Genomic DNA, 22,360 nt, shown 5'->3' on the forward strand with positions numbered 1-22,360 from the left:
AAGCGGCATGCCTGCGTCGAACCTGTTCATTTCGTATAAACGCGGTGTGCACACAACGCCTGGCGTCGTACGCTTCTACAACCGGATTCGGGTACAGCTGTCAGGCGACGGCATCGAGCCGTTCTTCGATCGCAAGTCGATTGAGGCAGGCGACGTGTGGGAAGAAAAGATCGACGCCTGCATCGCGGCGGCGAACTATTTCGTCGCACTCATTTCGATCGATTTCTGGCTGTCGCCCCAATGCATGCGCGAGCTGAAAATGGCCATCGAGCGCTACGAGCGCGAAGGCGCGCCGAGATTGCTGTTCGTGCTCGCCGACAGGCTCTCGCCAGACGATCTGAAGTTCGACGCGGACTGGGCCGCCCGGCATTACCAGCCGGCCGACGCCACCTTGGCCCAGCGTGGTATCAACAAGGTGACTGCCATCGGACAGTTCAATTTCCTGGGCCCGTACGATACGGCCGGCATGCTCACCAGCCTGCAGCTCACCGACGAATCGAAGCTGGACGAGCAGCTTGCCCAGCTGGTTGCCGCGATCAAGGATCTGTGAAGATGGGATACACAAGCCTCGTGCAAATTAACGATCCGGCGCGGGTGATACTGCTGTCGTGGCGCCCCGAGCCGCGTAACGAAAAACTGCGCAATTGGGTCATGCGGTTCCTTAAATACCTGACGTTGGAATGCGGCACTGCGACGATTATCGATGTCGAGCAGGCCGCCATGGACAAGGCAGCCCAGCGCGACGCCGACTATACCGACTTTGTTTCATTGGTTACCGTCGACTATGCGTTTGCCTGTATGCAAGAAGAGGATCACGAACTTATAAGATGCCTGCCTGCGCTGCGGGACGGTGTCTCGCCCATCTGCTTCTGGGCAGTACGGCTGGACCCGGGAAAGCCGCAAAAATGGACGGTCGGCAAAAACAAGTTTGCGCCTTGGCAAGAGGAGTCGCGCTGGCATTTCCTGCCCAGTTTCGAGGACAACTTCAATATTCACGCCGAAGACATCAGCAAGCCGATGACGGAGAAGTGCGTCAATTGCATCAGCGAGCATCAGCCAGATTGTCGGGTATGCCTCGCAGCCCTCCACGACAAGCAGGTCTGACTGTTTCGCACGCATTGCCTATCGACCGCCAGGAGCCGCCATGTCGACATCGTCCAACCCGCCCACCGATCTGCAATTTATCGGACGTGGCATTATTCCAGGGCGCTCCTGGTGGCGCAGCGAGAGTGACGAACTGCCCTGTCTCGCGCCGCTCCCGTCCGGCTCCGAATCGGGCCTGCTACCACTGGGCCACCCAGGCGCTTACGAAGCAGGGAGCGACCTGATCGATGCGGTCAACACCGCCCTGCTGCTGCGCAAGCCTTTGATCATCACCGGCCGGCCCGGTACCGGCAAGACGGAGCTCGCCGAACGTGTTGCCTACGAGTTCGACCTGGGCGCGGTGCTGCGCTTCGAAGCCCAGTCGCTGAGCGAGGCGAATGACCTGTTCTATCGCTTCGACTATATCGCGCAATTGGTCGCGTCGAAGCTGGTCGAGAGCGGCCAGGCGAAGCCGGAAGATGCCGGCGTGATGAATTTCGTCCAGTGGGGGCCGCTCGGCCACGCGATACTGCGTTCGGCACCCATGCAGCGCCATGCCCTGGAAGCGGCGCCACCCACGCGTCCGCCAAGGTATCTCAAGTTGCGTCCCATGAGCGCGGAGATGGCTGCGCAGGCCAGCGCTGCGCCACCGGAACTGGCTGCACCCAGGCGCAGCGTGGTGCTGATCGACGAGATCGACAAAGCCAGCAGGGACTTTCCCAACGACTTGTTGAACGGTATCGATCGCATGGAATTTCGCCTGCGCGAATGCAATTCCCGCGTGGTCCGGGGCGCGGGCAGGGATTCACCATTCCATCCAATTGTCATTGTCACGAGCAATTCGGAGCGCGACCTGCCGCATCCGTTCATGCGGCGCTGCGTGTTCGTGCACATCCAGGACCCGGACCGGGACCAGTTGGCTGCGATCGTGCGCAAGCGCGTATTCGGCAACCTGGACGCCGCACCCGCCGGGCAGGACGGTTTGCCTGCGCTGTATGCACGCCTGCTCGATGTATTCCTCAATCTGCGCGACACGGGCGAATTGCGCTACCCGATCGGGACCTCCGAACTACTCGACTTCACCACTGCGGTGCTGCGGCGCGGCCTTGACGGCAAGGAGGCGGTTGTATCGACGGTTGAGCCGCTCATCAATTCCGCCGGCGCGCTCATCAAGCACGCCGACGATCGCGCGTACATCACGAGCCAGCTGCAGTCGCTCGCTGTTCCGATGACGGTACCAAAGTGACAGCGACCGGCACTGCCGAGGTTGATCCTGCGGGCCTGGATGAACTGATCGAGATGCTGTGCAAGGCGGGCCTGCAGATCGGACCTTCCGAAGCAATCGATGCGGCGCTGGTCATGCGCTATCTGGCTGGCAGCGTGCCGCCGGGCGAACAGACACGTTCCCGGCTGAAATCGCATCTGCGGCCCGTGCTCTGCAAGAGCACCACGGCCTGCGCGTCCTACGACGATGTGTTCGACCGGTGGTGCAATCGTGTAGCGAAGCCCGGCAAGCATGTCGACGACACAGGCACTACCGAGGAAAAAGTCCCCGCAGAAACCAAAAAACCACCCTACCTCCTGGTGGGCGCGGTGTTGATCATGGCGCTGCTGGCGCTGCTGGCGCTCCTTGCCGCTGTCAGGTTTTGGCCGCCTCAGGACAGCGGTGGCAGCGGCGCCAGCGCGCCCACGCAGTCTGTCCCCGCCGCAACGCCAGCGCCCCGCGCCACGGGGGCAGCACCCGCCGCACCCGCCGCGCGCGCCGCGGCGGTATCGAGCGGCCCGGCAAAAACGTACGGATATTTCCCCGCAGTGCGTGTCAACGAGGAAATCCGGCCGGCATGGTGGTGGGTGCTGGTGCTGCTGCCGTTGCTCGCTGGCGGTCCGGCCATGCTGTCCGCGCTGCCATCAGCGCGTATTTCGCGCGCGCGCGGCGGCGGCCAGGTGATGCTGCAGGACTGGCCCGCCAGCAAGTATCGGCGCGATCTGGTGGCCCCCATTGCACCAGCCGTCGAGGCCAGGCTGCAGCGTCATGTGCCCGGCGCAGTGGAGCACCGCCACGCCTATGCGCGCCGGCCGCAAGTGGACCCGCGCCGCACGGTTGCCGCCACCATCGGTAAGCTTGGCATACCGACGCTGCGCTATCGCCGCGCGCGCCTGCGACCCGCCTACCTGGTGCTGGTGGCGGCCGAGCGCGACGATGCATTTGGCATCTTGTGGGCGCAGCGGCTGCGCGACCTCGACATTCGGGTCGACGTGTTTCGCTTTCCCTTGCCCGACGGCGCCGCTGTGCCCATCTGCACCGAAGTGGGCGGCACTGGCCGGCGCTTCGGCTTTCACGTACTGCCCAGGCCGGAGGCGGGCCAGCGCCTCTTGGTCCTGGGACCGACCACCGCACTGGTGGGCGCCACGCGTCAATTGCATGACTGGGCCCGTGCCGCGCAACTGTCGCGCTGGGAGCAGCGCGCCCTGTTCACGCAGGATGATCCGCGTGACTGGAACATGGCGCACGTGGAAGTGCTGGAGCAGACCGGCGGCGCCGACTGCGGCATGCTCGTGCTGCCGCTGGACGATAACGCCCTTGCCGCCTGGAGCGAGTGGCTGGTGCAAGGCCGCATGCCGCCCATCGTGCTCTCCGAACCGCAACGCTATCCGCGCCTGCTGCTGAAAGATGATGCCCGTCCGCAAGCGCAAAAGCATTTTGTCGGCGAGCCGGGTACGCCGCCGCAGGTCACGGGGGAACTTGCGTCGCGGCTGGTGAGCGAATTGCAGGTTTATCTCGGCGAGAACGGTTTTTACTGGCTGTGCGCGTGCGCCGTGCCGCCACTGCTGGAGCAGCGCCTGGCGCTCCTGCTGGGCGAACAGTACTTCCTGCGCTGTGGCACGGGAGAGCGCGAAACCCGGCGCTACATGGCGCGCAACTGGCGCCGCCTGGTGCGGCTGCCGTGGCTGCGTGACGCCGCGCAGATGCCGCAGTGGTTGCGGCTTGCCCTGCTGGCCCGCTTGCCGCAAGCCATCCAGGATGAATTGCGCGACGTGGTGCGTGGAGCGCTGACGCCACGCACCAGCGCCGGCCAGGGCGCGGGATTCGCGCTCCAGTTCGACCATCCCGGCCTGCCGCTACCGCACCAGGAACCGCCGCAACTTCCGCCACTTCCGCCAGCCCCGAACGGCGACCAGCGCTATTGCCTGTCTGTCGGATTCGTGCGCGCCGGTCTCACCGCCGAGCAACTGCTGCTGCGCATTCCAGGCGCGTGGAATCAATGGCTTCCCGCCCTGCTCCAACGCCCGCCATGGTGGCGCCGTTTCGGCGCCGCCATCCTGCGCCTGACGCTGCGCGACGGCATTGGCGGGCGCGGCACCAGCCGACTGGCAATGGCGTTTGCGATCGGCACGGTGGTCCTTTCCGCGCTCGGCTGGGCCCTGATTGCCGGCACCAGGCCGTCAGCATGGCCCGCAGATCTACAGCCGTGGCTGTATGCGGAGGTGCTGCGGCCGCTGGCGGCGCAGCACCAGGGCGCGCTGACCACGGTCGCGTACAGCGCCGACGGCAGCCGTTTCGTGACCGCCAGCCGCGATCACACCGCCCGCGTCTGGGATGCCGCGACAGGCCGGCCCGTGAGCGCGCCGATGCCGCATGCCGGCGCGGTCCGTACAGCAAGCTTCAGCACCGACGGCCGCCACGTTGTCACGGCGTCGGACGACAACACCGCCCGCATCTGGGACGCGCGCAGCGGCGCACCAGTGAACGCGCCATTGCGCCATGACGGCGTCGTGCACACCGCCCGTTTCAGTGCCGATGGCAGGCGCGTGGTGACGGCATCTGCGGACAAGACGGCCCGGATGTGGGATAGCGCGACTGGCCTGGCCGTTGGGCAAACCATGCGGCTCCCGGCAGCCGTGTTATCTGCCAGCTTCAGCCCGGATGACACGAAGGTGGTGACGGTATCGGACGACATGACCGCCACGGTCTGGTATGCCGATACCGGCGACCAGGGTGGGCAGTTCGTCCACCGGGGCAGAATCTGGTCGGCGATCTTCAGCCCTGACAGCAGCCTTTTGCTCACGGCGTCGGAAGACAGGACGGCGCGCGCGCAGACAGCTGTTTTCAGCCGCAAAAACGTCTCCGTCGTCATGCCGCATGGCGACGCGGTACTCGCGGCCCGCTTCAGCCAGGATGGCCGGCGCATCGTCACCGCATCGCGCGACCGCATGGCGCGGGTCTGGGATGCGGACAGCGGCAAGATAATCGGTGCACCGATGGCCCACAGCGGCGCCGTCACGGCCGCCAGCTTCAGTGCGGACGGACAGCGCGTGGTGACCGCTTCCGTCGACGCGACGGCGCGTGCCTGGGATGCCGGGACAGGCACGCCGCTGGGCGAACCGATGCGGCATGCAAGCGCTGTGGTGTCGGCCAGTTTCAGTCCCGACGGCAGGCGCGTGATCACCGCCGCCGGGGACGGCGTGGCACGCGTATGGGATGGCTCGGTCAAGAAATTCCTGGCCGGGCCGATGAAACACGCCGGGCTGATCTATTCGATCAAGTTCAGTCCTGACGGAACCCGCATCGTCACGGCATCGATTGGCAACGCAGCGCGCGTCTGGGATGCCGCCAGTGGCCTTCCCGTAGGACAGCCAATGCTCCACGAGGACAAGGTTTTCTCGGCGGCGTTCAGTCCGGATGGCAGGCTTGTGGTCACCGCCTCGGCGGACGGAACCGCGCGTGTCTGGGACGCCAGCAACGGCGCGCCGCGCAGCGAGCTGATGTCGCATTATCAGGAGCCGGTCCAGGTGGCGCGCTTCCTTGCCGATTCCACCAGCGTGACGACAGTTTCCAACGGTAGCTTGCGAGTCTGGCGCGCAGGTCCGATCCAGCCCGACGCCGCACTGCAAACCTACACAGAGCAATACGATTCAGGCCAGTCGCACGCCCTTCTGTTGGAGAACGCCTCCTGCTTCACCACCGTGGAGGCCGATGGTCAGACGCGCATATGGGACCTGTCGACCCGCGCACCGGTGGGCCTGCCAATGAAAATGTCCCAGGGGAAGATCAATGATGTGAGCGCCGACCGCACCCGCGCCCTCGAAGTATGGAACGATGGCGTCCGTGTCTGGCTGACTTCCACCGGGCGCCCTGCCGGTGCCCCGATGGCGACAGGCGTTGCGCTCGACGACGCCCGCTTCAGCCCGGATGGCAAGCTCGTCGTCACGGTCAGGAGAGATGCGGTGGCGCGCCTTTGGGACACAGGCTCGGGCAAGCAGGCAGGCGCATCCATGCAGCATGGTCCCGGCGCAATTACTGTCGCCCGCTTCAGTCCGGATGGCTCGCGCGTCGTCACTGCTGCGCTGGACGGCACCGTACGGGTATGGGACGTCGCCACCAGCGCGTTGCTCGGCGTACCCATTGCGGCAAGCGGTGAAGCGGCGCCGTGGATTGGCGCGGCGACGGCCGGCGTTTGGCCATCGCCGTCCGTGACGCATTACCGATACTGCGAAATAACCGCTCCCAGCAACAGTCGCTTCAGCAACGCAAAGCCGGCCCCGCCACTTCCCGACAAAGCAAGCAAGCCCCGCGTGGCGCGGTTTCTGGCAATGTTGCGGCGTCGAACTGGTCGCCCAATACAGATCCGGCACTGCTTTCGCCTTACAATGCAGCGTATATCGTGCGCGCTCCGCAAACGGCGGCGCAGGCAGGCGTGGTCCCGGGGAGCGTCGATCGCCTGCGCCAAGTCGCCGCATCGGCATCTTCCGCCAATACCGCCATCACGTTTGGCTTGCTGCTGCTCGCTGCCGCGTCAGGAGGATACGTCACAGCGCGCCAGACCCGCCGGATTGCGGCCCTGCGCGGGCAGGACGCGACATGAAACCCGTCGAGGCGACGAACGCCGCCGCGTCCGCGGCCATACCGACGCAACGGCCAGCATGGCATCCGCGCGCGCTGCTCGCATCCGTGCTGGCAACCATCTGCGCCACGTGTGCAACATTGGCACCCGGCTTTGCCGAGTGGGAGTCGCGCGCCTGGACCGGTCCGCTCTACGCTGGCATGGCACCGCCGACGGTACTCGTCGTGTTGCTGGCGGTGCTGCCCGGCTGGCTTCCCCTGCACCTCGCTCCCACTGCCAAACAACGGCTGTTGGTATGGATTGCCCATACCTTCCGCTGGGTGCACCCGGCCGGCAGTGCCTTGGGCCTGCGCTCAGGCTACCTGCGCAGGACGGCACCTCTGCGCGATGCAGCGTTTCGCGTCCATGGCTGCCTGGCAGGCGTGGCGCTGGGCGTCATGGTTGCCGGGAGCGCCCAGCAGGCGCTGTTCCCCTGGCTGTTCGACACGCCATCCGAGGGCGTCACGGCGGTGCTCGGTGCGGTGCTGGGCATACTGTCCGGATCGTGCGCAATCCTGGTGCTGGTGGCAGTCCCCCGGCTTGCCGCAACATGGCGCATCGAAGGGCAAGTGGACGCGCTTGCCGCGATGCGGATCCTGCAGTTCGGGGCCGACGCATTGATTCTGATATTGGGAACCTATGCAATCGGCTACGCTACCGGCCGCGAAACAGCGCCGTCACTGTTGTTATTTCCACTGATAACGCTTGCCGCCTTGACCGGCTACGCAGTGCCGCAACTGCTATGGCGTGAACAAGCCGTGCCTGCGCGCGGCGTGTGGATCGTCCACCTCGATCCCGCCGCTGCCGGCCGCGGCGCTGTCCAGGCGGTCCTGCGCCAGGCCGACCAGCTGGCGCATACTTTGCTGCAGGGACCGATGACCGTGGTGGTCGACGCCGTACTCGATATCGGCGGCGAGCAGCTGCATGCCGCCTTGTCACTGGGCCGGGAGCGCGCCATGTTTCCCCGCCTCGAGGTGGAGCTGGCAGACTGGGGCATGCTGCTACCGCCAGCCGGGCGGTGGCAGGCATCGCCGGTGCGCGAACTGCATCTACCACCTCACCTCATGCTGCCGGCGCTGGCGCGCTTTGCCGGCGCCGCCGATCTGGTGATTCTGTTGTCGAGCACGGTCGAGCCGGTGGAGGCCTGGAAACAGCGTTTCCGTCATGCCGACGACCTGGTCGTCTGGCACCGCGGCGACCTTGAGCCGGCGCCTGCGATGCCGCCGGCGCCAGCAACCGGGACGGCAAGCCCGGGGACATCTGGGAAAAGGTGATCACGTCCAGTCCGTTCTCGCCGGCCGATAATGTCTTGTCTCAGTCGTGGCGCCGGGCGGCGCCGCGTTCATGCTGCGCGCACATGGTTTGGTTTGGCTTACCTGTCGGGCATATCGAGCAGCCGGCCGACGCATAAAAAACCGCATCACCAGTGGATTGTCCGCTACGATGGAATCAGGGCGATCGAGACTGGCAGGTCCCGCTGGCCTTACGTTTGCACAAGTGCACGATACGCTGGAGGCGACCATGGCGCGCGACAACGATACCTGGCTGAAAGCTGCAGAATTGGACCTCGAACGGATTGTCGCTGCGGATGCGCAGGCCAGGCTGTCGTTGCTGGCGAGCATGAAGATGGCCGTCATCGGCGCTTGCGCAAAGCGTGCGTACGAAGCGTTCCGAGACCAGCATTGCATGGACAAGGCCACCCGGTCCGCGCTCGTTTTCGCGCGCCTGACTATCGAAAATCTGCGTACCGATATGCTCGGCGCGCGCGCGCGTCAACGTGCTTATGACACGGCCTGGCGCGTCATGACAAAAGCGCTCGCCGAATCCGACCGCATCGCGCATGGCGCCGCATTCGCTGAACTGAACCGTACCGCCTCAGCGCTGCTTATGCTGCGCCCTGGCCCGGCCAGCTCGGCGAACCTGTCGGAGAGTGTCAAATTCCTTAATCGAGCGATTTCTGCCTACCAGCTTGTCGGTGACGTTGTACGGTGCGCCGAGGTCGCGCTCGAGGTTCTGCGCGCAACGAGAGCAGTGCCGTATTCGGCGTCCGATATACCCTTTGCCTTTTACCTTGGCCTGGTCGATGCAGCCGGAAGCGCTATCGAACACAAGGCCGACAGTTGGGAAGCCATGTCCAGGGCCTGGGCGAAAACGGAAGCGCCGGACGGGCTGGAACGCGGTTACCAATGCGCGGAGCAGGCCTACCAGGCTGCGCGGGCCGACCATGACGACGCTGGCGCCGCGCAGGCGAAAATCACGATCGGCCATTTCTGGCTCGACCTGTCCAGCCATCCAGAACTCATCGCCGCCGGCGTGCTGGGTGCCCGGTTTCGCGAGGTCGATCCCCTCACGTTCATGACGGCGCAATTTGCTGACGCGTTAGCCCATGCCGACGCGGCGCACAACGCTACACTGGCTGGCAAGGCGGCACACAAGCTAAGTGCGGTTCTCGTGCAGCTCGTGTTCGGCCGCGACGAACGGCAGCGCATGGATGTCATGTTCGACGCCCTGCACAGGACAGTGTCGCTGTTCGAGGGCGCGGAACGGGCCGTTGCAGCATGCAACCTGGCGAGCGCACTGCTGCAACAGTTTGTCAGGGGATGGGGCGGATCGGATGGCGCGGTGCGTGCAGCGATTGCAAAGGCGGCACAATTGGCGGCCGATTTCGGGCAGGAGGAAGTAAAGGTCGCGTGCATGGAAATGGCGGCGGGCTATCAGCGCTTCATCACACCGGACAGCATGCGTGACATGCTGTCCGGTGTGATTCACCCCGACGGGCATCTCGATGCCCGGTTCGGGGCGCCTGAGGTACTCTATTTCAAAACGGAACAGGTGCATGAAGCGACCGTGGCCGGGGGTGCAAGCTGCAATATACGCACGCTGCTGCTGGGCCTTGACGGGCAGGACAGAGAAGGGGTGATGGCGGTGGCGCGGCACGGCACGACAGTGGAGGTGCGCTTCAGTGTTCCCTGCGCGCGGTGCGGGGTTGCCGCTGCATTGACGATGCCGCTGGTCGTCAATTCTGACGACGACCCGGTTTCATTGGCAACGATTCGACGCATGGAGGAAGACGGACTGCCTTGCGCGCATTGCGGGTCACGCAACCAAGTGCAGTTTGCATACTCGGCGCAAGCGGCAAGTTTCTCGTCCCATCCGGTCGTGATTTATCCGTCCGCCTGGATTGAGCAAAAAACCGATAGTGCAAAATTACAACTCATGCTTGCTGCGGTCCTGCACGCTGCGTTCACCGGCGCCAATGTGCACGCGATCGAGCATACCGTGCCTGCGGAAGCCATTCTTGTAATGGGATCGATGACGATGAACGCCATCCTCGACCTCAAAGTGCAAGCCGCAATGATGCAGGTTGCCAGTTGCCTCCTGACAGGCAATGTCACGGCCGTCCGGGCAGTGTTGGCCGCGCATCCGGATGCGGCCAGCGCATTCCTTACGCTGGCGCCCGATGACGTCAACGCACTCATGAAAGACATCATTGCGACCATTGCCCTGGCCGGTACCGGTCCGGCGGCCCCCGCATCGCTGGCAACGGTGTTGCATGCCTTCTTTTCGACACTACAACAAAAAGGTATCGACGCCGCTATGGCGCCGTGGGAAGCGCATGCAGCGCGCTCGACGGAGCAGCAGGAATCGTTCGAGGAGGCGTTCTCGGTCGCCGCAGACACGGCGCAATGCGCGGCGTATCTGCGGGCCTTTATCGCATCCGCGCCTGATTTCAGCCATGACCGGCTGGAAGCAATTTACGAGATGATCAAAATGGACTTCGACATCAAGGACTGGAGAGCGTGGACAAAAGAACACGAGGCCATGCTGGGGAAAGAAGGCGCGCAGCAGTACAAGGACACCCTGCGCGCAATGGCAGAAGACAGCATGCAGTCCATCGTCGCCGCTGAGCGGGACACGGGCACCACGCAAGCAGCCAAGCGACTCGTGCAAGCTGCGCTGTCCGGAAACGGTCATTTCATCTTGCTGTTGCGCGCATTTGACATCGAGGTGAGGGTGACCAGGCTGCCGGGCAACCCGCTGGCCGATCCTGCCACCAAGGAGGCGATTGGCGCCGACACGCGCATCGGCTGGCGCATGCTCGAAATCCATCCCGAGAATTTGATACGTTCGATTGAGGAACATCTTGCAGGCAGGGGCGACGTGGTCGCCATTTCAAACATGTTCGACTGGTTCGCATCAGACGAGGTTGCCAGATTTTACGTTGACAACGCCGAATGGAAAAAACTGGCATTTTCGCTCAGTGCTCATGCGAACAAAATTGTTTTCGCCCTGCCAGCCGATCTGGAAACAATGGCGCAAGGGGCCAGCGAGGAGCTGTCTGCCCTGATGCGACTGGGCGCGCAGCCGCGCACGGTCATCGTGCTTGACGACAGCCAGAAAACATCGGCGGAAGAGATCATACATGCCCGTACATTGTTATTTGAGCGCGGGTTTGCGCACGTCATATCGGGTCGCGAACTCGACCGACTGCCCGGCCTGCTCGAGGCTGGCCCTGGTTAGCGGCGCACACGACGTCAACTGCCGCGGGGTTCGGGGCGTTTCAAGTTAAGGCATCTGCCTGGCGTGCTTTCGCGAGAATGATGATCATGAGGGTCATTTGGAAAGGCTGCGCACCCATTCGGATAGTGCACATAAGGAACGGAGCACCGAAGAGATGACTTTGCACGCGTGCCGACCCAGCATGCAGTGTTCCACCGCGAACACGGCCGCCTGCACGCGACTTGTCAGCTTGCGTTTTTTGAGCACATTCCGGACATGAATCTTGACCGTGCTTTCGGCCAGGTCGAGCGCGCGGGCGGGCGGGCGATGGCATTGTTGCTCTCTCCGCGAGCCGGGCAAGCAGTGATCTGGCGCTCGCGCGGCGCCAATTTTTCCAGTTCCGACGCGGCGGCCGGCGTGCCACCGAGCAGTGGCGCCACGAGCTTGGCGGTCATCGTCTCGGCCACGACCGTTGCGTCGGCGGCGGCGCGGCGTATTGCACGGGTCAGGTAATCGGTGTCGATATTCTTGGGCAAGTAGCCGGCGGCGCCAGCGATCAGCGCGACCGGCAGGTCTAGAGCGTCGTCCGCATCACCACGGCGCTGTCCGGACTGTCCTGCAGCGGCAAATGCAGCGTTTCGAGTCCCCGGCATGTGCAGGTCGACCCGCCTGGGATGAGGCGATGCGTGCATGGCCACGCCGCCCCGCCAAGGGAACGAACAACGGGGGCGCTTGCTATTGGTTACATCACTGCATTGTCCGACATTGACCCGGAACGACTGCTCAATGCGTGAGTATTCCAGCCACTCATTCGTTATTGCCCCCTTTTCCGCTGCAGGGAGCGATTTTCGTGCACCGGTGGCACTTCGCTGCGCCTTCACATGCGTTGCATCGAGCGCAGCATCATCCAAATCGATGCGGCCAGATGCCTCTGCGGCTTCTTGCATAACCTTCCGCACGCGCTCCCAAGTGCCGTTGCTTTACCAACATACAAACCTGGGTGTACGAGATTTTGATCGGTACCCGTCCGCTGACACTTGCAATAATCTGGCGCCGACATGAAGGACTGGGCATCCCTGCAAAATGCTTGATAAAACCACCTGCGACTGTGGCCGCGCAGGCCGAGGAAAAACCCAAGGTGAACAAAGCGCAGATTATCGACAAGATGCAAGCGGCCACGAGCTGAACAACCGCGGCAGCGGTTGGAGCTTGAGCGCGCCGAAGCGGGCTAGTGGTGCCGCCGTTGCAATGAAGGTCGACGACGACCCGGTGACTGCATTCTTAGCGGATGGAGCGATTCGCATCGGGATGCTTATGTGCTGGTCGACGAGTTCAACAACTCGACGGTTTGAGACAATGCATTTCCCTCGGGCCCAATCAGGTCGAACTGCGGCACCAGGTCGCCCACGAATGCGACGTAGTTGTTCGTCGCGACCTGGACCGGTATCTCGCCTGGCAGCTCGGTTAATCGTTCGCTCGGTGTTCGCATCAGGTCTCAGCCACCTCGTTATATTTTTTGCTGGCAAACGCTCGCGCAGGTCGCACACATCGCTGGCACGCAGCGCGCGGCGGCGCCCGGCCGTCCTAGCGCCGTTTCCGCACCTGGTCAGTATCCGGCGACGAAGTAAATCCCCCGCCAACCCGCTTCTGTTTTGCTAAATCCCGTTCGATAGCCGTAGCCGTCCTTGACCGGACACTGCACCGTGTCCTGGCGCATGCCGCAACGCCCGCCAGTGATACGACAAAGATTTCGCAGTTAGCCTGGATCGTGGCGCCATGTGTCAAAGGCCGAGTCGATGCCTGCATCGCCGCCGAAGCTCCAATCTGACTCGTCGTCCATTGTGCACCTCAGCATGGCGTCGTTCTTCGCTGATGCCGCATCGTGAACACGCTTGACCACCGCCGCCGCAGCGGGCGGAATCGGACGGTCCCTGGCAAGCGCTTGGGTGCCGGATAAGGCCAGCAGTAGTATCAGATCCACGGCGTAATCCTGCATGTCGACGCCCTTGGTGTAGACGATCGGAACGGTGCTGGCTCAGCCGGTGGCAAGGGTGCTAACGCGCAGGACAGATGCGATGGATGACGATCTTTCCTGTGCCGTCGGTGTCGATCTGCGTTGAATCGGTGACCACACCGATGCTGCCGTCGAATTCTGGGAACTTCGCCACGAGGGCCGGTTTATCATTCGCAACGGCTGCCATGCCATATTGATCCAGCATGCCACGCCGCTGGCCTGCAATGGCTGGAGCGATCTCGACAGCCGGCCCGTTGCCTAGTCCGGGCTGGCATCCTGCCCCGCGGCGCCACGGTCGCTGCCTGCGGCCCTGGCATTTTCGCTGCGCAGCTGGCCGGCCATTTTCCAGCACAGCAGCGCGACCACGCCCACGCCCAGCACCAGGAAGCCCCACAGGATGGCCGAGCGCTGGCCCGCCGACATCCCCGCGCGCTGGGCTGCCGACGGGCCGTCGTCGGCGACGCGTTGCAGCGACGCCGGTCCCACGCTGGCCGCTTCAAGCGCTAGCAGGTCGGCGTTGCCGTAGCCCGGGGCGACGTCGGCCAGCGGCGCTTGCGCCCCCGCTACCTCCTGACGTCCCACCGCCAGCACGTACGGTCCCGGTTGCCGGGTCGAAAAAATCAGCGTCCCCGGGGTCCAGCCTATGCGCAGTTGCGGCCGCACATCGATCGGCGTGGTCGGGCGGATCACGATCTGTTCCAGCGACATCCCGGCGAGGGACAGGTCCTGGGGAACGCGCACCTTTCCGTTCTGCAAGATGCTGTAGAAGGTCGTGCGCAGCACCGGCACGAAATGCCAGCGGCGCTGTTTGGCCGCGCCTGGCACGGTTGCAACCTGGGCCACTTCCTCGTAGCGCCCCACCACGCTGGGCATGACCAGGCCCGGTTCGGCGATTTTAAAACCCACCGCCTCGAGCGGTACGGCCGGGCCGATCGGGTAAGCCAGGTCGCCCGGAAACAAGCCGGGGCGCGCGTCGACGAGTATCGATTCGGGCGGCGCCGCAGGCGCTTGCATGTCTTCGCGTTCGGCGTCGGCGCCGGCGAACATACTCGGATTCCCCCCACGCCAGCGCACCCGCAGGTAGCGCGACGCAGTTGGCTCGAACGCGATCCTGTTGTTGGACACGGTGTCGCTGTTGGCGTTGCTGAGCCAGTCCACCTGGCCGTACGCGATTTGCGTCCACTCCTGCAGATCGTCGCTCGCCTCGATGCCCAGCTGCGCGCTGTAATTGGCCTGGTCGGCAGGTGCCGCGAACACCAGCGCACTGACCGCGCCGCTGCCTGGCCTGGGCGGCCCAAGGTCGACCAGCACGCCCCCGATCAAATCCTGGCCCGGTTTGCCCGGCCCGGTTTCGACCGATTGCAAAGAGCCGTCCGGCCGGGTACGAATCGACAGCAGCGGCGCCGCAGGGTCGGACCCGCCAGCGAGCGCAAACAGCTTCACCGGCGTCGCAAGGCGTTTGCCGCTCTTGCCGCTGGCGGGTGGGCGCACTGCGAATGCCACCGGCCTTCCCTGCCTGTCGTACAGGCGCAGATCATCCAGTTGCGCCGACCTTGCGTGCAGGTAGACGTCTTTCGGCACTTGCAACTGCACCAGCACGCCCGTTGTGGCAAAGCTGACGCTCATCGTATGGCTGTAGAACGCGGGGCCGTCCGCCCGGGCGCGAGGCGCGGCCGGCAGTGCGCCCTTGGCAAGGTTCGGCGCGGCGCTGGCGGCGCCGCTCGCCAGGCTCAGGGCCAGGGCAATGGCACGGCCGGTTCGTCTGATCAGGGTCGCTGCACGGGTCATGGTTCCCCCCTCGGGCCGGGTGTGGTGGCAGGTTCTTGCGCGCCGGTCGGGACGTAGGGTGCCACGTAGCCGATCAGGACCATCATCAACCCGACCCCGACGAACGAGACGATGCGCTCCACCGTGCCTTTGTTGTCCAGGTCGAAAATGAACAGCTTGAGCACCACGACGCCGAGCAGCACCGCGCCGAACAACCACAGCTGCTTGCCGGTGCCGCGCCTGCGTGGCGCCGCGGTTCCCGCGTAACGCATAATGGCCAGCGCCGATACGCTCCATACGATCGACAGCATGGCCTGGATCAAGGTTGATGCCGCCAGTGCCTGTAGTTCGTAGGGAATGCCGGCCAGGTGCGCGGCGGTGCGCAGCAGGCAGGCGTTGAGCCAGGCCCATGCCGCCAACGCGATCAAGCGCGGCATGCGCGCCGCGGGGGCGGTGGCGCCGTTCGCGTCCTGGCGCCACAGGTGGAGGCTGGCGATCGCGAGCAGCAGGGCACACAGCGTCGTGATGTCGAGCGGATTGAGCAAGGGCATGAAGGGCAACGGCGCCATCGAGCCGTCCTGTTGCAGATTCCAGTACGCCACCAGCAGCAGCAGCGCGCCGGTGATGACCGGCACCACCACCTTGCGGTACCAGCGCGCCAGCGGCGCGGTGGGCCAGCCCCCGGCGCGGCTGCGCCCGGCGAGCCAGAATGCGAGCCCGATCATGGCCCATGCCGGTATGAAATGCGCCCAGCTGCCGCTGACACGCCAGCCCGACAGGTTCAGCAGTGCCTGCTGGGAAGGGTCGATCTCCAGCCAGTCGGTGACCAGGCGCGACAGATACGGCCACAGCATCAGCCAGGGGCCACCGACGCGCACCAGGTGCAGGTACTTGCGCCAGGCGTTCTGCATCGGCCAGCCCGCCTTGTCCCAGCGGCGCAACAGGAGGTCGCCGCACAGCCACGTCACGGCCCAGCCGAGCGTCTGTTGCCAGGTTGCCCCTGCGCGGCTCAAGTTCAGGACGAACAGCATGGCTGCGGTCGATACCGACAGCGCCACCCAGGCCGGTACGCTGAACCAGCGCAGCGTCGGCCACGCAAGCCGGCGCGTTGCCGGCAGCGCTGCCAGGGCGCAGACGCTGACCAGGGCAAAATAGATGCTCGTTTGAATCGAACCCGGGTCGGCCAGGAAGTCGGTTTCGCCGCCCCAAAACGTTTCCTGCGGCTGCCTCGCGAACGCGTAGGTGCCCCTGATGATGCCTGCGCCAATGGTCAGGGCCGGCCAGAACCACCAGACCCCGGCCCAGATCAACATCCCGTTGCTGGCCACGGGACGCTGGTCTTGCCTGAACAGCCAGCTGGCAGCGCCCGCGCAGGCGGCCAGCAGAATCGGGGCGATCAGCAAGGGCGCGTCGGCAGGTCCATACATGCGCAGGACGGTCCACCCGGGTATCGGCACAAGCAAGGCGGCGGCCGCCAGGAACTGAAGCGAACAGGCCCGGCACTGGCGCGCCGACAGCTGCCCCACCGATGTGCCCGACCAGGCTGAGGCGACGACCAGCAGGAGGATGTCGAGTTGCCTGATCGGATTGGCGGTGAAGTCGTTCACATCGTTCAAGTAGTAGAACCAGGCGCCGTACTGCACCAGCAGGCCGAAGGCCCAGGTGCGTTTCCGGTTCTGGCGCAAGCCGGCCCAGATCAGTCCGACGCCTTCGAATGCCCACGCGGCCGATGTCCACGCGTCGTTAGCGGCAAACGGGATGGTCAGGGTGGCAAATACCGTGGCGATGGCCGTGAACGCGTCGATCAACCCCGCCTGCCCGGCAGCGCTGCGTTGACGCCGCCGCAACAGCGCTGCGGCCAACACGGCGTAAAACGCCGCCATGGCCAGCGCGGAAAACGCCATCCCAAAGGGCGTCCCTCCGACCATGCCGTACTGGAGCGCAATGACTGCCGCCGGGGTGCCGAATACCAGCGTCGCGTCGATCGGGTCCTTGAGTCGCGTGCTGCTGTGACCGGCCCAGGCCAGCGCAATGCCGACGTAGAACAGAAAAAACAGGATCACGAAGGGTTGCGCCGAGACATAGTTTTCATCGACGTAACGCGTCACGCCCCAGGCGCCGCCGATGAGGAATGTGGACCAGAAGCCGATCAGATTCAGGACGCGCCAGCGGCGCCGCAGCGCCAGCCAGAGGATGCCGGCGTCGAGCAAAGCGTAGTAGCTGAACAGCGCGACGTGGTTGCCGCTGCCGGTCGCCACCAGAATCGGCGCCGCGAATCCCGCGGCGATCCCGAACACGGCCAGCCACAGCGCGTCCTGCGCGGCCGCCAGCAGGCAGGTGCAGGCGGTCAACACAACCAGCAGCGGGAAAGCGAGCGCTGCAGGAATAAGGCCGAAGCGGGCGAAGGCCGCGTAGACCACCAGCATCAGGATGCCCGTTGCGGCGCCCTGCACCGAGAGTGAAAGGTCGCGCCGCGGCAAGCGGATTTTCCAGCCCCAACGCAGCAGTGCAAGGGCAAACACGACCACGCCGGCCAGGCGCAGTTCAATCGGAATGAACACGTGTTGCGCCGTGTACGTGAGCAGAAACCCCACCCCGATGATGAGGATCAGCAGGCCGAATTTGGTCACCAGGTTGCCGGTCAGCAGCCACGCGATGGCCGGATGGCGTGGTGTTGGCGTGGCGCGTTCCGGTACTGCGGCGCCAGGCCGTGCCGGTGCAGCGTTGCGGCCGGCGGCAGCGCGCGGCGCGGCCTCGTTGTCGGCGGGCGCCGCCGTCGTCTGCGCCGCCGCGATCTGGTCTGTCACGGCGGGCAGCGCCGCAGCAACCGGGACCATCGGCTCAGACGCAGACGCAGGCGTGGGCGCGTCCGCCAAGCCGGGATCGGCTGGCTGCCGAAGCGCTTGCGCCGCGCTGTCGACGCCTTGGGCTGTCGGCGCCACCGGCCGTTCCTGCACCGTCCCCCGGTTCTCTTCGAGCTTGGCCAGGCGCTGCTGGATCTGCACGATTAACCGGTCCTGTTCCCAAACGCGCGCGGCGGCATCCTCCAATTTGACGCGGGCCCCACGGCCAACGATTTTGGCAACGATGATTGGATACCCCAGCAATAAAAGCAAACTAAAGAGCAGCAGCAGTTCCATGCCTATTCTCCCGGTCGCTATCGGCGCTACCTGCTCAACGTGCGAGGCCGCGCGGTGGTCGAAGTACATATCATTATTTAACTGAAAGTCTACGTGATGTCGATTCCCATGTCGATTCACGCCCCTTTCTAACTGGAACATGTTGGCTGCATTCGTGAAGGGAATCGCCATCGGAGGCTGCGGTCTACGCCAGCCTGCACCGGCCCGGCCACGATTGCGACATCCTTCATGTGCAGTGCCTGGCGGTGGTCGAACCGTGTCGCGGTTCTGCGCAAGCAGCGTCCTGCTCCAGGTTCGCCTTGCGCCCCCGGTCGCCACCGCGCCGAGACGATTTGGCGCGACGCTGACGCCAAAGCTCCCATTTCCTCATGGCAACTTGAGAGTAGCAATACCCTGGCCCTCATCAAATTTTGGCAACCCAGCTCTCGCAATCGCTCTGACCAGGCAGTCACCTCCGTGTTGCGGCGCCTCAACCTACGGGCCACGTAACCATCTACGATTCCTATCTGCAAAGTTGCTTCTACACATGCCTGAACCAGCAGGAGGATCCGTGCCTACCGAAACAACAAAGCATGTCTTGCCTTCCTCGCGGCGCCGTGCTTGCTTTCGCCGCAAGGGATCGGAAGACGGCGCCATTGCTGTCATGACGCCCTTTATTCTGATCGTCATGTTTGCCATGTTCGGGATGGCGCTTGACCTCAGCCGCAGTTACAACAGGAAAGCGGAACTGCAAATTGCCGCAGATACCACAGCCCTGGCGGCGGCCGCTGCGCTGGATGGCACGCCGGCTGGAATCGACAGAGCGGTCACGGCGGCGCAGTCAGCTGCAGGTTACGCTACCTTCGCTTATGACACCCAAAATGTGACCTGGTCCGAGGCTGCGCTGAAGTTTGGAACAAGCGCGGATGGTGGCCCGGATAGCTGGCTGGATGCGACAGCGGCAAAGGCCAAGGCCTCGCAGATCTTTTTTACCCGGATCGATACCTCGGCCCTCGTCCCCAATCCCGGAAAAATCCAGAACATCTTCATCCCTGTCGTGTCACCGGACTTGGCGCAGACAACTGTGGCATCCACGGCGGTGGCTGGCCGCGATTCACTGAACGCTTTGCCGCTTGCAATCTGCGCGAACTCGACTACCCCTGCGGCCGCGCGCTCATCAGGCGAACTCGTCGAATACGGTTTCCGGCGAGGGGTTAGTTACGACCTGATGCATCTCAACCCCGGTGGGCGCTCGCCCGAAAATTTTCTGGTAAATCCGATCGCACCGCCCGGCACGGTTGGCACGCCAATGAAGAACAGGCTGGATGTCGTTGGACCGTTCGTCTGCACTGGAAAGATGGCGATACCCACGTTGCAGGGGGGCGACATCACAATTGAGCCGGGCTTTCCAATCGAATCGCTTTACGTGCAGCTCAATTCCCGGTTCGGCAGTGTCGCACCATGCACGTCATCGACGGCACCGGCCGATCCCGTGGTTAAGAACTTCGATCTTGCTAACGCAAGCTGGATGAAATTTAAGCCGGACAATATCTCCGCCAACGCTTTAGCAGCCCCGGATCCGCTGCTGACGGTAGCGGAAAAGCCAAGCGGCGCGGCTGCGACGTCGTACGGCATTTTGTGGACATATGCGAAGGCAGTCCCGTATTCAGCCTATGTCGCAAATGGCGGCGTTGAACCTCCAATCGGCTATTCCACCTATAACGATACCGATTGGGGCCTGCTTTACAACCCGGGATTGCCTCAACCGCAATCGTATATGAGTACACCATACCAGGCCGCCGGCGGAAGCGCGACCTACAGGCGTAGCCGCAATACCCGGGTGCTCCACGTTCCACTGTTGCACTGCCCGATTAACGCAGGCACCGGCGCCGTGGTCGGGATCGCAAAGTTTTTCATGATGATTCCTGCGAGTCCGTCCGCTTTATATGCGGAATTTGCCGGCATGGACACCGAGAGCGCCCTGGGCGGCAATGTGAGGCTTTACCGATGAAACGAACACGCAAAATGACTGGGCCGCATTATGCACGCGGATCGATCGCGGTCGAGGCGGCGATTCTGCTTCCTATTCTCGTGCTATTTCTTGGGCTGCCATCGATTCTCTGCGCCTTTTATTTTCGTCAGTATACGGCTGTGCAAAAAGCCGCGCACGACGCGGCGATTTACCTTTCAACAGCGCCAAAACTGGAAATGACAATGGCAGGGCCGGACGGCAACTTTGCTGCCCTAACTCTGGCAAAGCGCATCGTTATGAAGGAGCTAGCCGGCATCGTTCCGGCGGTGACCACCGCCGACCCTACCATTACATGCTACTACACAGTAGCCTCAACTTTGAAGAACATTCCTTGTACGCCGCAGATCTTCAACCTCGATACCCGCACATTGTTTCAATTCGACGTAACGGTCAGCGTACCTTTTATCAACCCGGTCACCGGCAGAGAGGTCGACGCCATGTATATGACGACCACCGTGACGGCGCGCTACGTGGGGAACTGACATGAAACGGCTTGCACTGAAAGGACGAAGAAAACGGACAGGCAGCGTGGCCATTGAATTCTCGCTGGTAGCGATTCTTTTTTTTACGGTTGTGTTCGGCACACTCGAGCTTGCGCGCGTGGAGTACCTGCTCAACACGCTGGAAGAAGTCACCCGCCGTGCCGCCTCTGCCGCGGCAAACGTCGACTACAGGGACGACGTCGCGATGCAGAATGTCCGGGCGAACGCCGTCTTCCGGACTTCGCGTGGCCCGCTGCTGCTGGGAGATCCCGTTACGGCGGACAATGTGAAGATTGACTACCTGTCGGTCTCGAAGGCGACCTGGGACATGACACACATGAGTAATCTTCCGACATGCCCCGAAGGGAATCAATCAAACTGCATGACCGACCCGCATGGCGCTAACTGCATCCGCTTCGTGCGTGCGAGGATTTGCACATCGGTGGATGACGACAGCAATTGCTCACTCATGCCCTACCAGATGGTTTTCCCGTTCCTTAACCTCTCCAGAATGAAGCTGCCGTCTGCCGAGACGATCGTTCCAGCGGGTAGCCTCGGTGCAAAGCCCGGTTCCATGCCATGTCCCTGACAGCCGTCGACGAAGCAATCCTTTTTGATGACAGGCGGCACTGTGCGGTTTGACGGGGCAGTTTCGGTACGACGGCATCTGGATCGAACCTAAAACCGGTGCGCTATTCCCTACCTGAGCTGGAGTCCGATCATCCTCTTGGGACAACACGAAACGCACCGCTATCTTGCTCCCTCAAATTGCGACACGCTCGCATCCAACGTCCCCACTGGGCCGGACTTTTTCAGCCACCTATTGGTGTGCTGCGTCCAAACGTCGGATACCACGCACCAGCCGACGCTTCGCGCATGCTGACCATGTCGACATATTCTTGCCACCAGAACGCACTGGTCATCATGGACCGAAACGAACTTGCGACACACCGTCGATCGGCAACCTGAACCGGAATGTTGCAGAACCGAGACCGTATAAAAATTAGTCCTAATTGTCAGTAATTTGCTAACCGATTGTCTGTGGCATGTATTAATATGTGTTGCTTTGTATAAATATTAGTTTGGCTTTGCGAAGGTTTTTGCGTCCGCCAGGCGGATGGCAATCATCCAACAGCAGGAGACGTCGTCACGCGCCGGCAAGCGGGTCGGCACCGAGTGCATCGTTCTATCAGACAGAAACAGATACCAACATGAGTTCAGACATCGCCTTGAATTTGATGGCGCAGTTATTGTGGGGAGCAGTCGTCATTTGCGGCCCGGTCCTTGCGTGCACTCTGGCCGTGGGCGTGGCCGTGAGCGTGCTGCAGGTCGTCACGCAAGTGCAGGACATGTCGCTCACCTTCATCCCAAAACTGGTCGCCACCGTACTGGCACTGATGTTGTTCGGTTCGTGGATGCTGAGAAAACTGCTGCTGCTCGCAACCAACCTGATTGCTGGCATTCCCGGTTACTTCTGAATC

General features: G+C 63.4%; 17 protein-coding genes. 10 read left to right on the top strand and 7 right to left on the bottom strand.

The features are described from left to right. Positions 1–7: 7 nt before the first annotated feature. The 6 genes from V6M87_RS25085 to V6M87_RS25110 all read left to right on the top strand — a co-directional run bounded on the left by V6M87_RS25085 (position 8) and on the right by V6M87_RS25110 (position 11,486). A complete protein-coding gene (locus V6M87_RS25085) occupies positions 8–550 on the top strand; it encodes a toll/interleukin-1 receptor domain-containing protein (RefSeq protein WP_332879410.1) in 543 nt (180 codons plus the stop codon). 2 nt (positions 551–552) lie between these two features. Next, the gene (locus tag V6M87_RS25090) at positions 553–1,104 is read left to right on the top strand and encodes a hypothetical protein (protein WP_332879411.1); all 552 of its coding nucleotides are present in this window, start codon (positions 553–555) and stop codon (positions 1,102–1,104) included. 40 nt (positions 1,105–1,144) lie between these two features. Then, entirely contained in the window at positions 1,145–2,329 is a 1,185-nt protein-coding gene (locus V6M87_RS25095; protein ID WP_332879412.1) for an AAA family ATPase, read from the top strand. Beyond that, positions 2,326–7,716 (top strand): WD40 repeat domain-containing protein, encoded by a 5,391-nt coding sequence (locus tag V6M87_RS25100; RefSeq protein ID WP_332879413.1) that lies wholly within the window; start codon positions 2,326–2,328, stop codon positions 7,714–7,716. The genes V6M87_RS25095 and V6M87_RS25100 overlap by 4 nt, the downstream gene beginning before the upstream one ends. Then, positions 7,679–8,239, top strand: coding sequence for a hypothetical protein (locus V6M87_RS25105; RefSeq protein ID WP_332879414.1), 561 nt, complete (start codon positions 7,679–7,681; stop codon positions 8,237–8,239). Before V6M87_RS25100 ends, V6M87_RS25105 begins: the two co-directional genes overlap by 38 nt. A gap of 247 nt (positions 8,240–8,486) precedes the next feature. Continuing rightward, positions 8,487–11,486: a hypothetical protein gene (locus V6M87_RS25110; RefSeq protein ID WP_332879415.1), complete on the top strand. Its 3,000-nt coding sequence runs from the start codon at positions 8,487–8,489 to the stop codon at positions 11,484–11,486. Between the two features lie 93 nt (positions 11,487–11,579). Here the strand turns inward: V6M87_RS25110 and V6M87_RS25115 are convergent, their stop codons facing one another. The 7 genes from V6M87_RS25115 to V6M87_RS25150 all read right to left on the bottom strand — a co-directional run bounded on the left by V6M87_RS25115 (position 11,580) and on the right by V6M87_RS25150 (position 18,386). Then, positions 11,580–11,825 (bottom strand): LuxR C-terminal-related transcriptional regulator, encoded by a 246-nt coding sequence (locus V6M87_RS25115; RefSeq protein WP_332879416.1) that lies wholly within the window; start codon positions 11,823–11,825, stop codon positions 11,580–11,582. Continuing rightward, positions 11,711–12,412: a hypothetical protein gene (locus V6M87_RS25120; protein ID WP_332879432.1), complete on the bottom strand. Its 702-nt coding sequence runs from the start codon at positions 12,410–12,412 to the stop codon at positions 11,711–11,713. The genes V6M87_RS25115 and V6M87_RS25120 overlap by 115 nt, the downstream gene beginning before the upstream one ends. A gap of 365 nt (positions 12,413–12,777) precedes the next feature. Further along, positions 12,778–12,954: a hypothetical protein gene (locus tag V6M87_RS25130; protein ID WP_332879417.1), complete on the bottom strand. Its 177-nt coding sequence runs from the start codon at positions 12,952–12,954 to the stop codon at positions 12,778–12,780. Between the two features lie 267 nt (positions 12,955–13,221). After that, positions 13,222–13,461, bottom strand: coding sequence for a hypothetical protein (locus tag V6M87_RS25135; protein ID WP_332879418.1), 240 nt, complete (start codon positions 13,459–13,461; stop codon positions 13,222–13,224). Positions 13,462–13,519: 58 nt separating this feature from the next. Beyond that, positions 13,520–13,684: a hypothetical protein gene (locus V6M87_RS25140; protein WP_332879419.1), complete on the bottom strand. Its 165-nt coding sequence runs from the start codon at positions 13,682–13,684 to the stop codon at positions 13,520–13,522. A 53-nt stretch (positions 13,685–13,737) separates the two neighbouring features. Then, positions 13,738–15,267, bottom strand: a complete 1,530-nt coding sequence (locus tag V6M87_RS25145; protein WP_332879420.1) for a DUF3999 family protein — start codon at positions 15,265–15,267, stop codon at positions 13,738–13,740. After that, on the bottom strand, positions 15,264–18,386 hold the full coding sequence (locus V6M87_RS25150; RefSeq protein WP_332879421.1) for a DUF2339 domain-containing protein: 3,123 nt from the start codon (positions 18,384–18,386) through the stop codon (positions 15,264–15,266). Before V6M87_RS25150 ends, V6M87_RS25145 begins: the two co-directional genes overlap by 4 nt. Before the next feature lie 550 nt (positions 18,387–18,936). On the opposite strand from V6M87_RS25150, the gene V6M87_RS25155 reads away from it, so the two are divergent. From V6M87_RS25155 to V6M87_RS25170, 4 genes are all read left to right on the top strand, one after another. Continuing rightward, a complete protein-coding gene (locus tag V6M87_RS25155; RefSeq protein WP_332879422.1) occupies positions 18,937–20,376 on the top strand; it encodes a pilus assembly protein TadG-related protein in 1,440 nt (479 codons plus the stop codon). After that, the gene (locus tag V6M87_RS25160; RefSeq protein ID WP_332879423.1) at positions 20,373–20,879 is read left to right on the top strand and encodes a TadE/TadG family type IV pilus assembly protein; all 507 of its coding nucleotides are present in this window, start codon (positions 20,373–20,375) and stop codon (positions 20,877–20,879) included. The genes V6M87_RS25155 and V6M87_RS25160 overlap by 4 nt, the downstream gene beginning before the upstream one ends. 1 nt (position 20,880) lies before the next feature. Beyond that, positions 20,881–21,468: a TadE/TadG family type IV pilus assembly protein gene (locus V6M87_RS25165; protein WP_332879424.1), complete on the top strand. Its 588-nt coding sequence runs from the start codon at positions 20,881–20,883 to the stop codon at positions 21,466–21,468. Between the two features lie 622 nt (positions 21,469–22,090). Then, entirely contained in the window at positions 22,091–22,357 is a 267-nt protein-coding gene (locus V6M87_RS25170; RefSeq protein ID WP_332879425.1) for a flagellar biosynthetic protein FliQ, read from the top strand. Positions 22,358–22,360: the final 3 nt, after the last annotated feature.

It is taken from the genome of Massilia sp. S19_KUP03_FR1 (genome assembly GCF_036688685.1).
Classification (GTDB): Bacteria; Pseudomonadota; Gammaproteobacteria; order Burkholderiales; family Burkholderiaceae_D; genus JALYUM01.

What these genes read in the sequence shown, in the direction of transcription:
- V6M87_RS25130 (WP_332879417.1), bottom strand. Translation starts at nt 12,954, where the DNA reads ATGCGAACACCGAGCGAACGATTAACCGAGCTGCCAGGCGAGATACCG.
- V6M87_RS25090 (WP_332879411.1), top strand. Translation starts at nt 553, where the DNA reads ATGGGATACACAAGCCTCGTGCAAATTAACGATCCGGCGCGGGTGATA.
- V6M87_RS25165 (WP_332879424.1), top strand. Translation starts at nt 20,881, where the DNA reads ATGAAACGGCTTGCACTGAAAGGACGAAGAAAACGGACAGGCAGCGTG.
- V6M87_RS25095 (WP_332879412.1), top strand. Translation starts at nt 1,145, where the DNA reads ATGTCGACATCGTCCAACCCGCCCACCGATCTGCAATTTATCGGACGT.
- V6M87_RS25085 (WP_332879410.1), top strand. Translation starts at nt 8, where the DNA reads ATGCCTGCGTCGAACCTGTTCATTTCGTATAAACGCGGTGTGCACACA.
- V6M87_RS25140 (WP_332879419.1), bottom strand. Translation starts at nt 13,684, where the DNA reads ATGCTGGATCAATATGGCATGGCAGCCGTTGCGAATGATAAACCGGCC.
- V6M87_RS25120 (WP_332879432.1), bottom strand. Translation starts at nt 12,412, where the DNA reads ATGCAAGAAGCCGCAGAGGCATCTGGCCGCATCGATTTGGATGATGCT.
- V6M87_RS25110 (WP_332879415.1), top strand. Translation starts at nt 8,487, where the DNA reads ATGGCGCGCGACAACGATACCTGGCTGAAAGCTGCAGAATTGGACCTC.
- V6M87_RS25150 (WP_332879421.1), bottom strand. Translation starts at nt 18,386, where the DNA reads ATGGAACTGCTGCTGCTCTTTAGTTTGCTTTTATTGCTGGGGTATCCA.
- V6M87_RS25135 (WP_332879418.1), bottom strand. Translation starts at nt 13,461, where the DNA reads ATGCAGGATTACGCCGTGGATCTGATACTACTGCTGGCCTTATCCGGC.
- V6M87_RS25170 (WP_332879425.1), top strand. Translation starts at nt 22,091, where the DNA reads ATGAGTTCAGACATCGCCTTGAATTTGATGGCGCAGTTATTGTGGGGA.
- V6M87_RS25145 (WP_332879420.1), bottom strand. Translation starts at nt 15,267, where the DNA reads ATGACCCGTGCAGCGACCCTGATCAGACGAACCGGCCGTGCCATTGCC.
- V6M87_RS25160 (WP_332879423.1), top strand. Translation starts at nt 20,373, where the DNA reads ATGAAACGAACACGCAAAATGACTGGGCCGCATTATGCACGCGGATCG.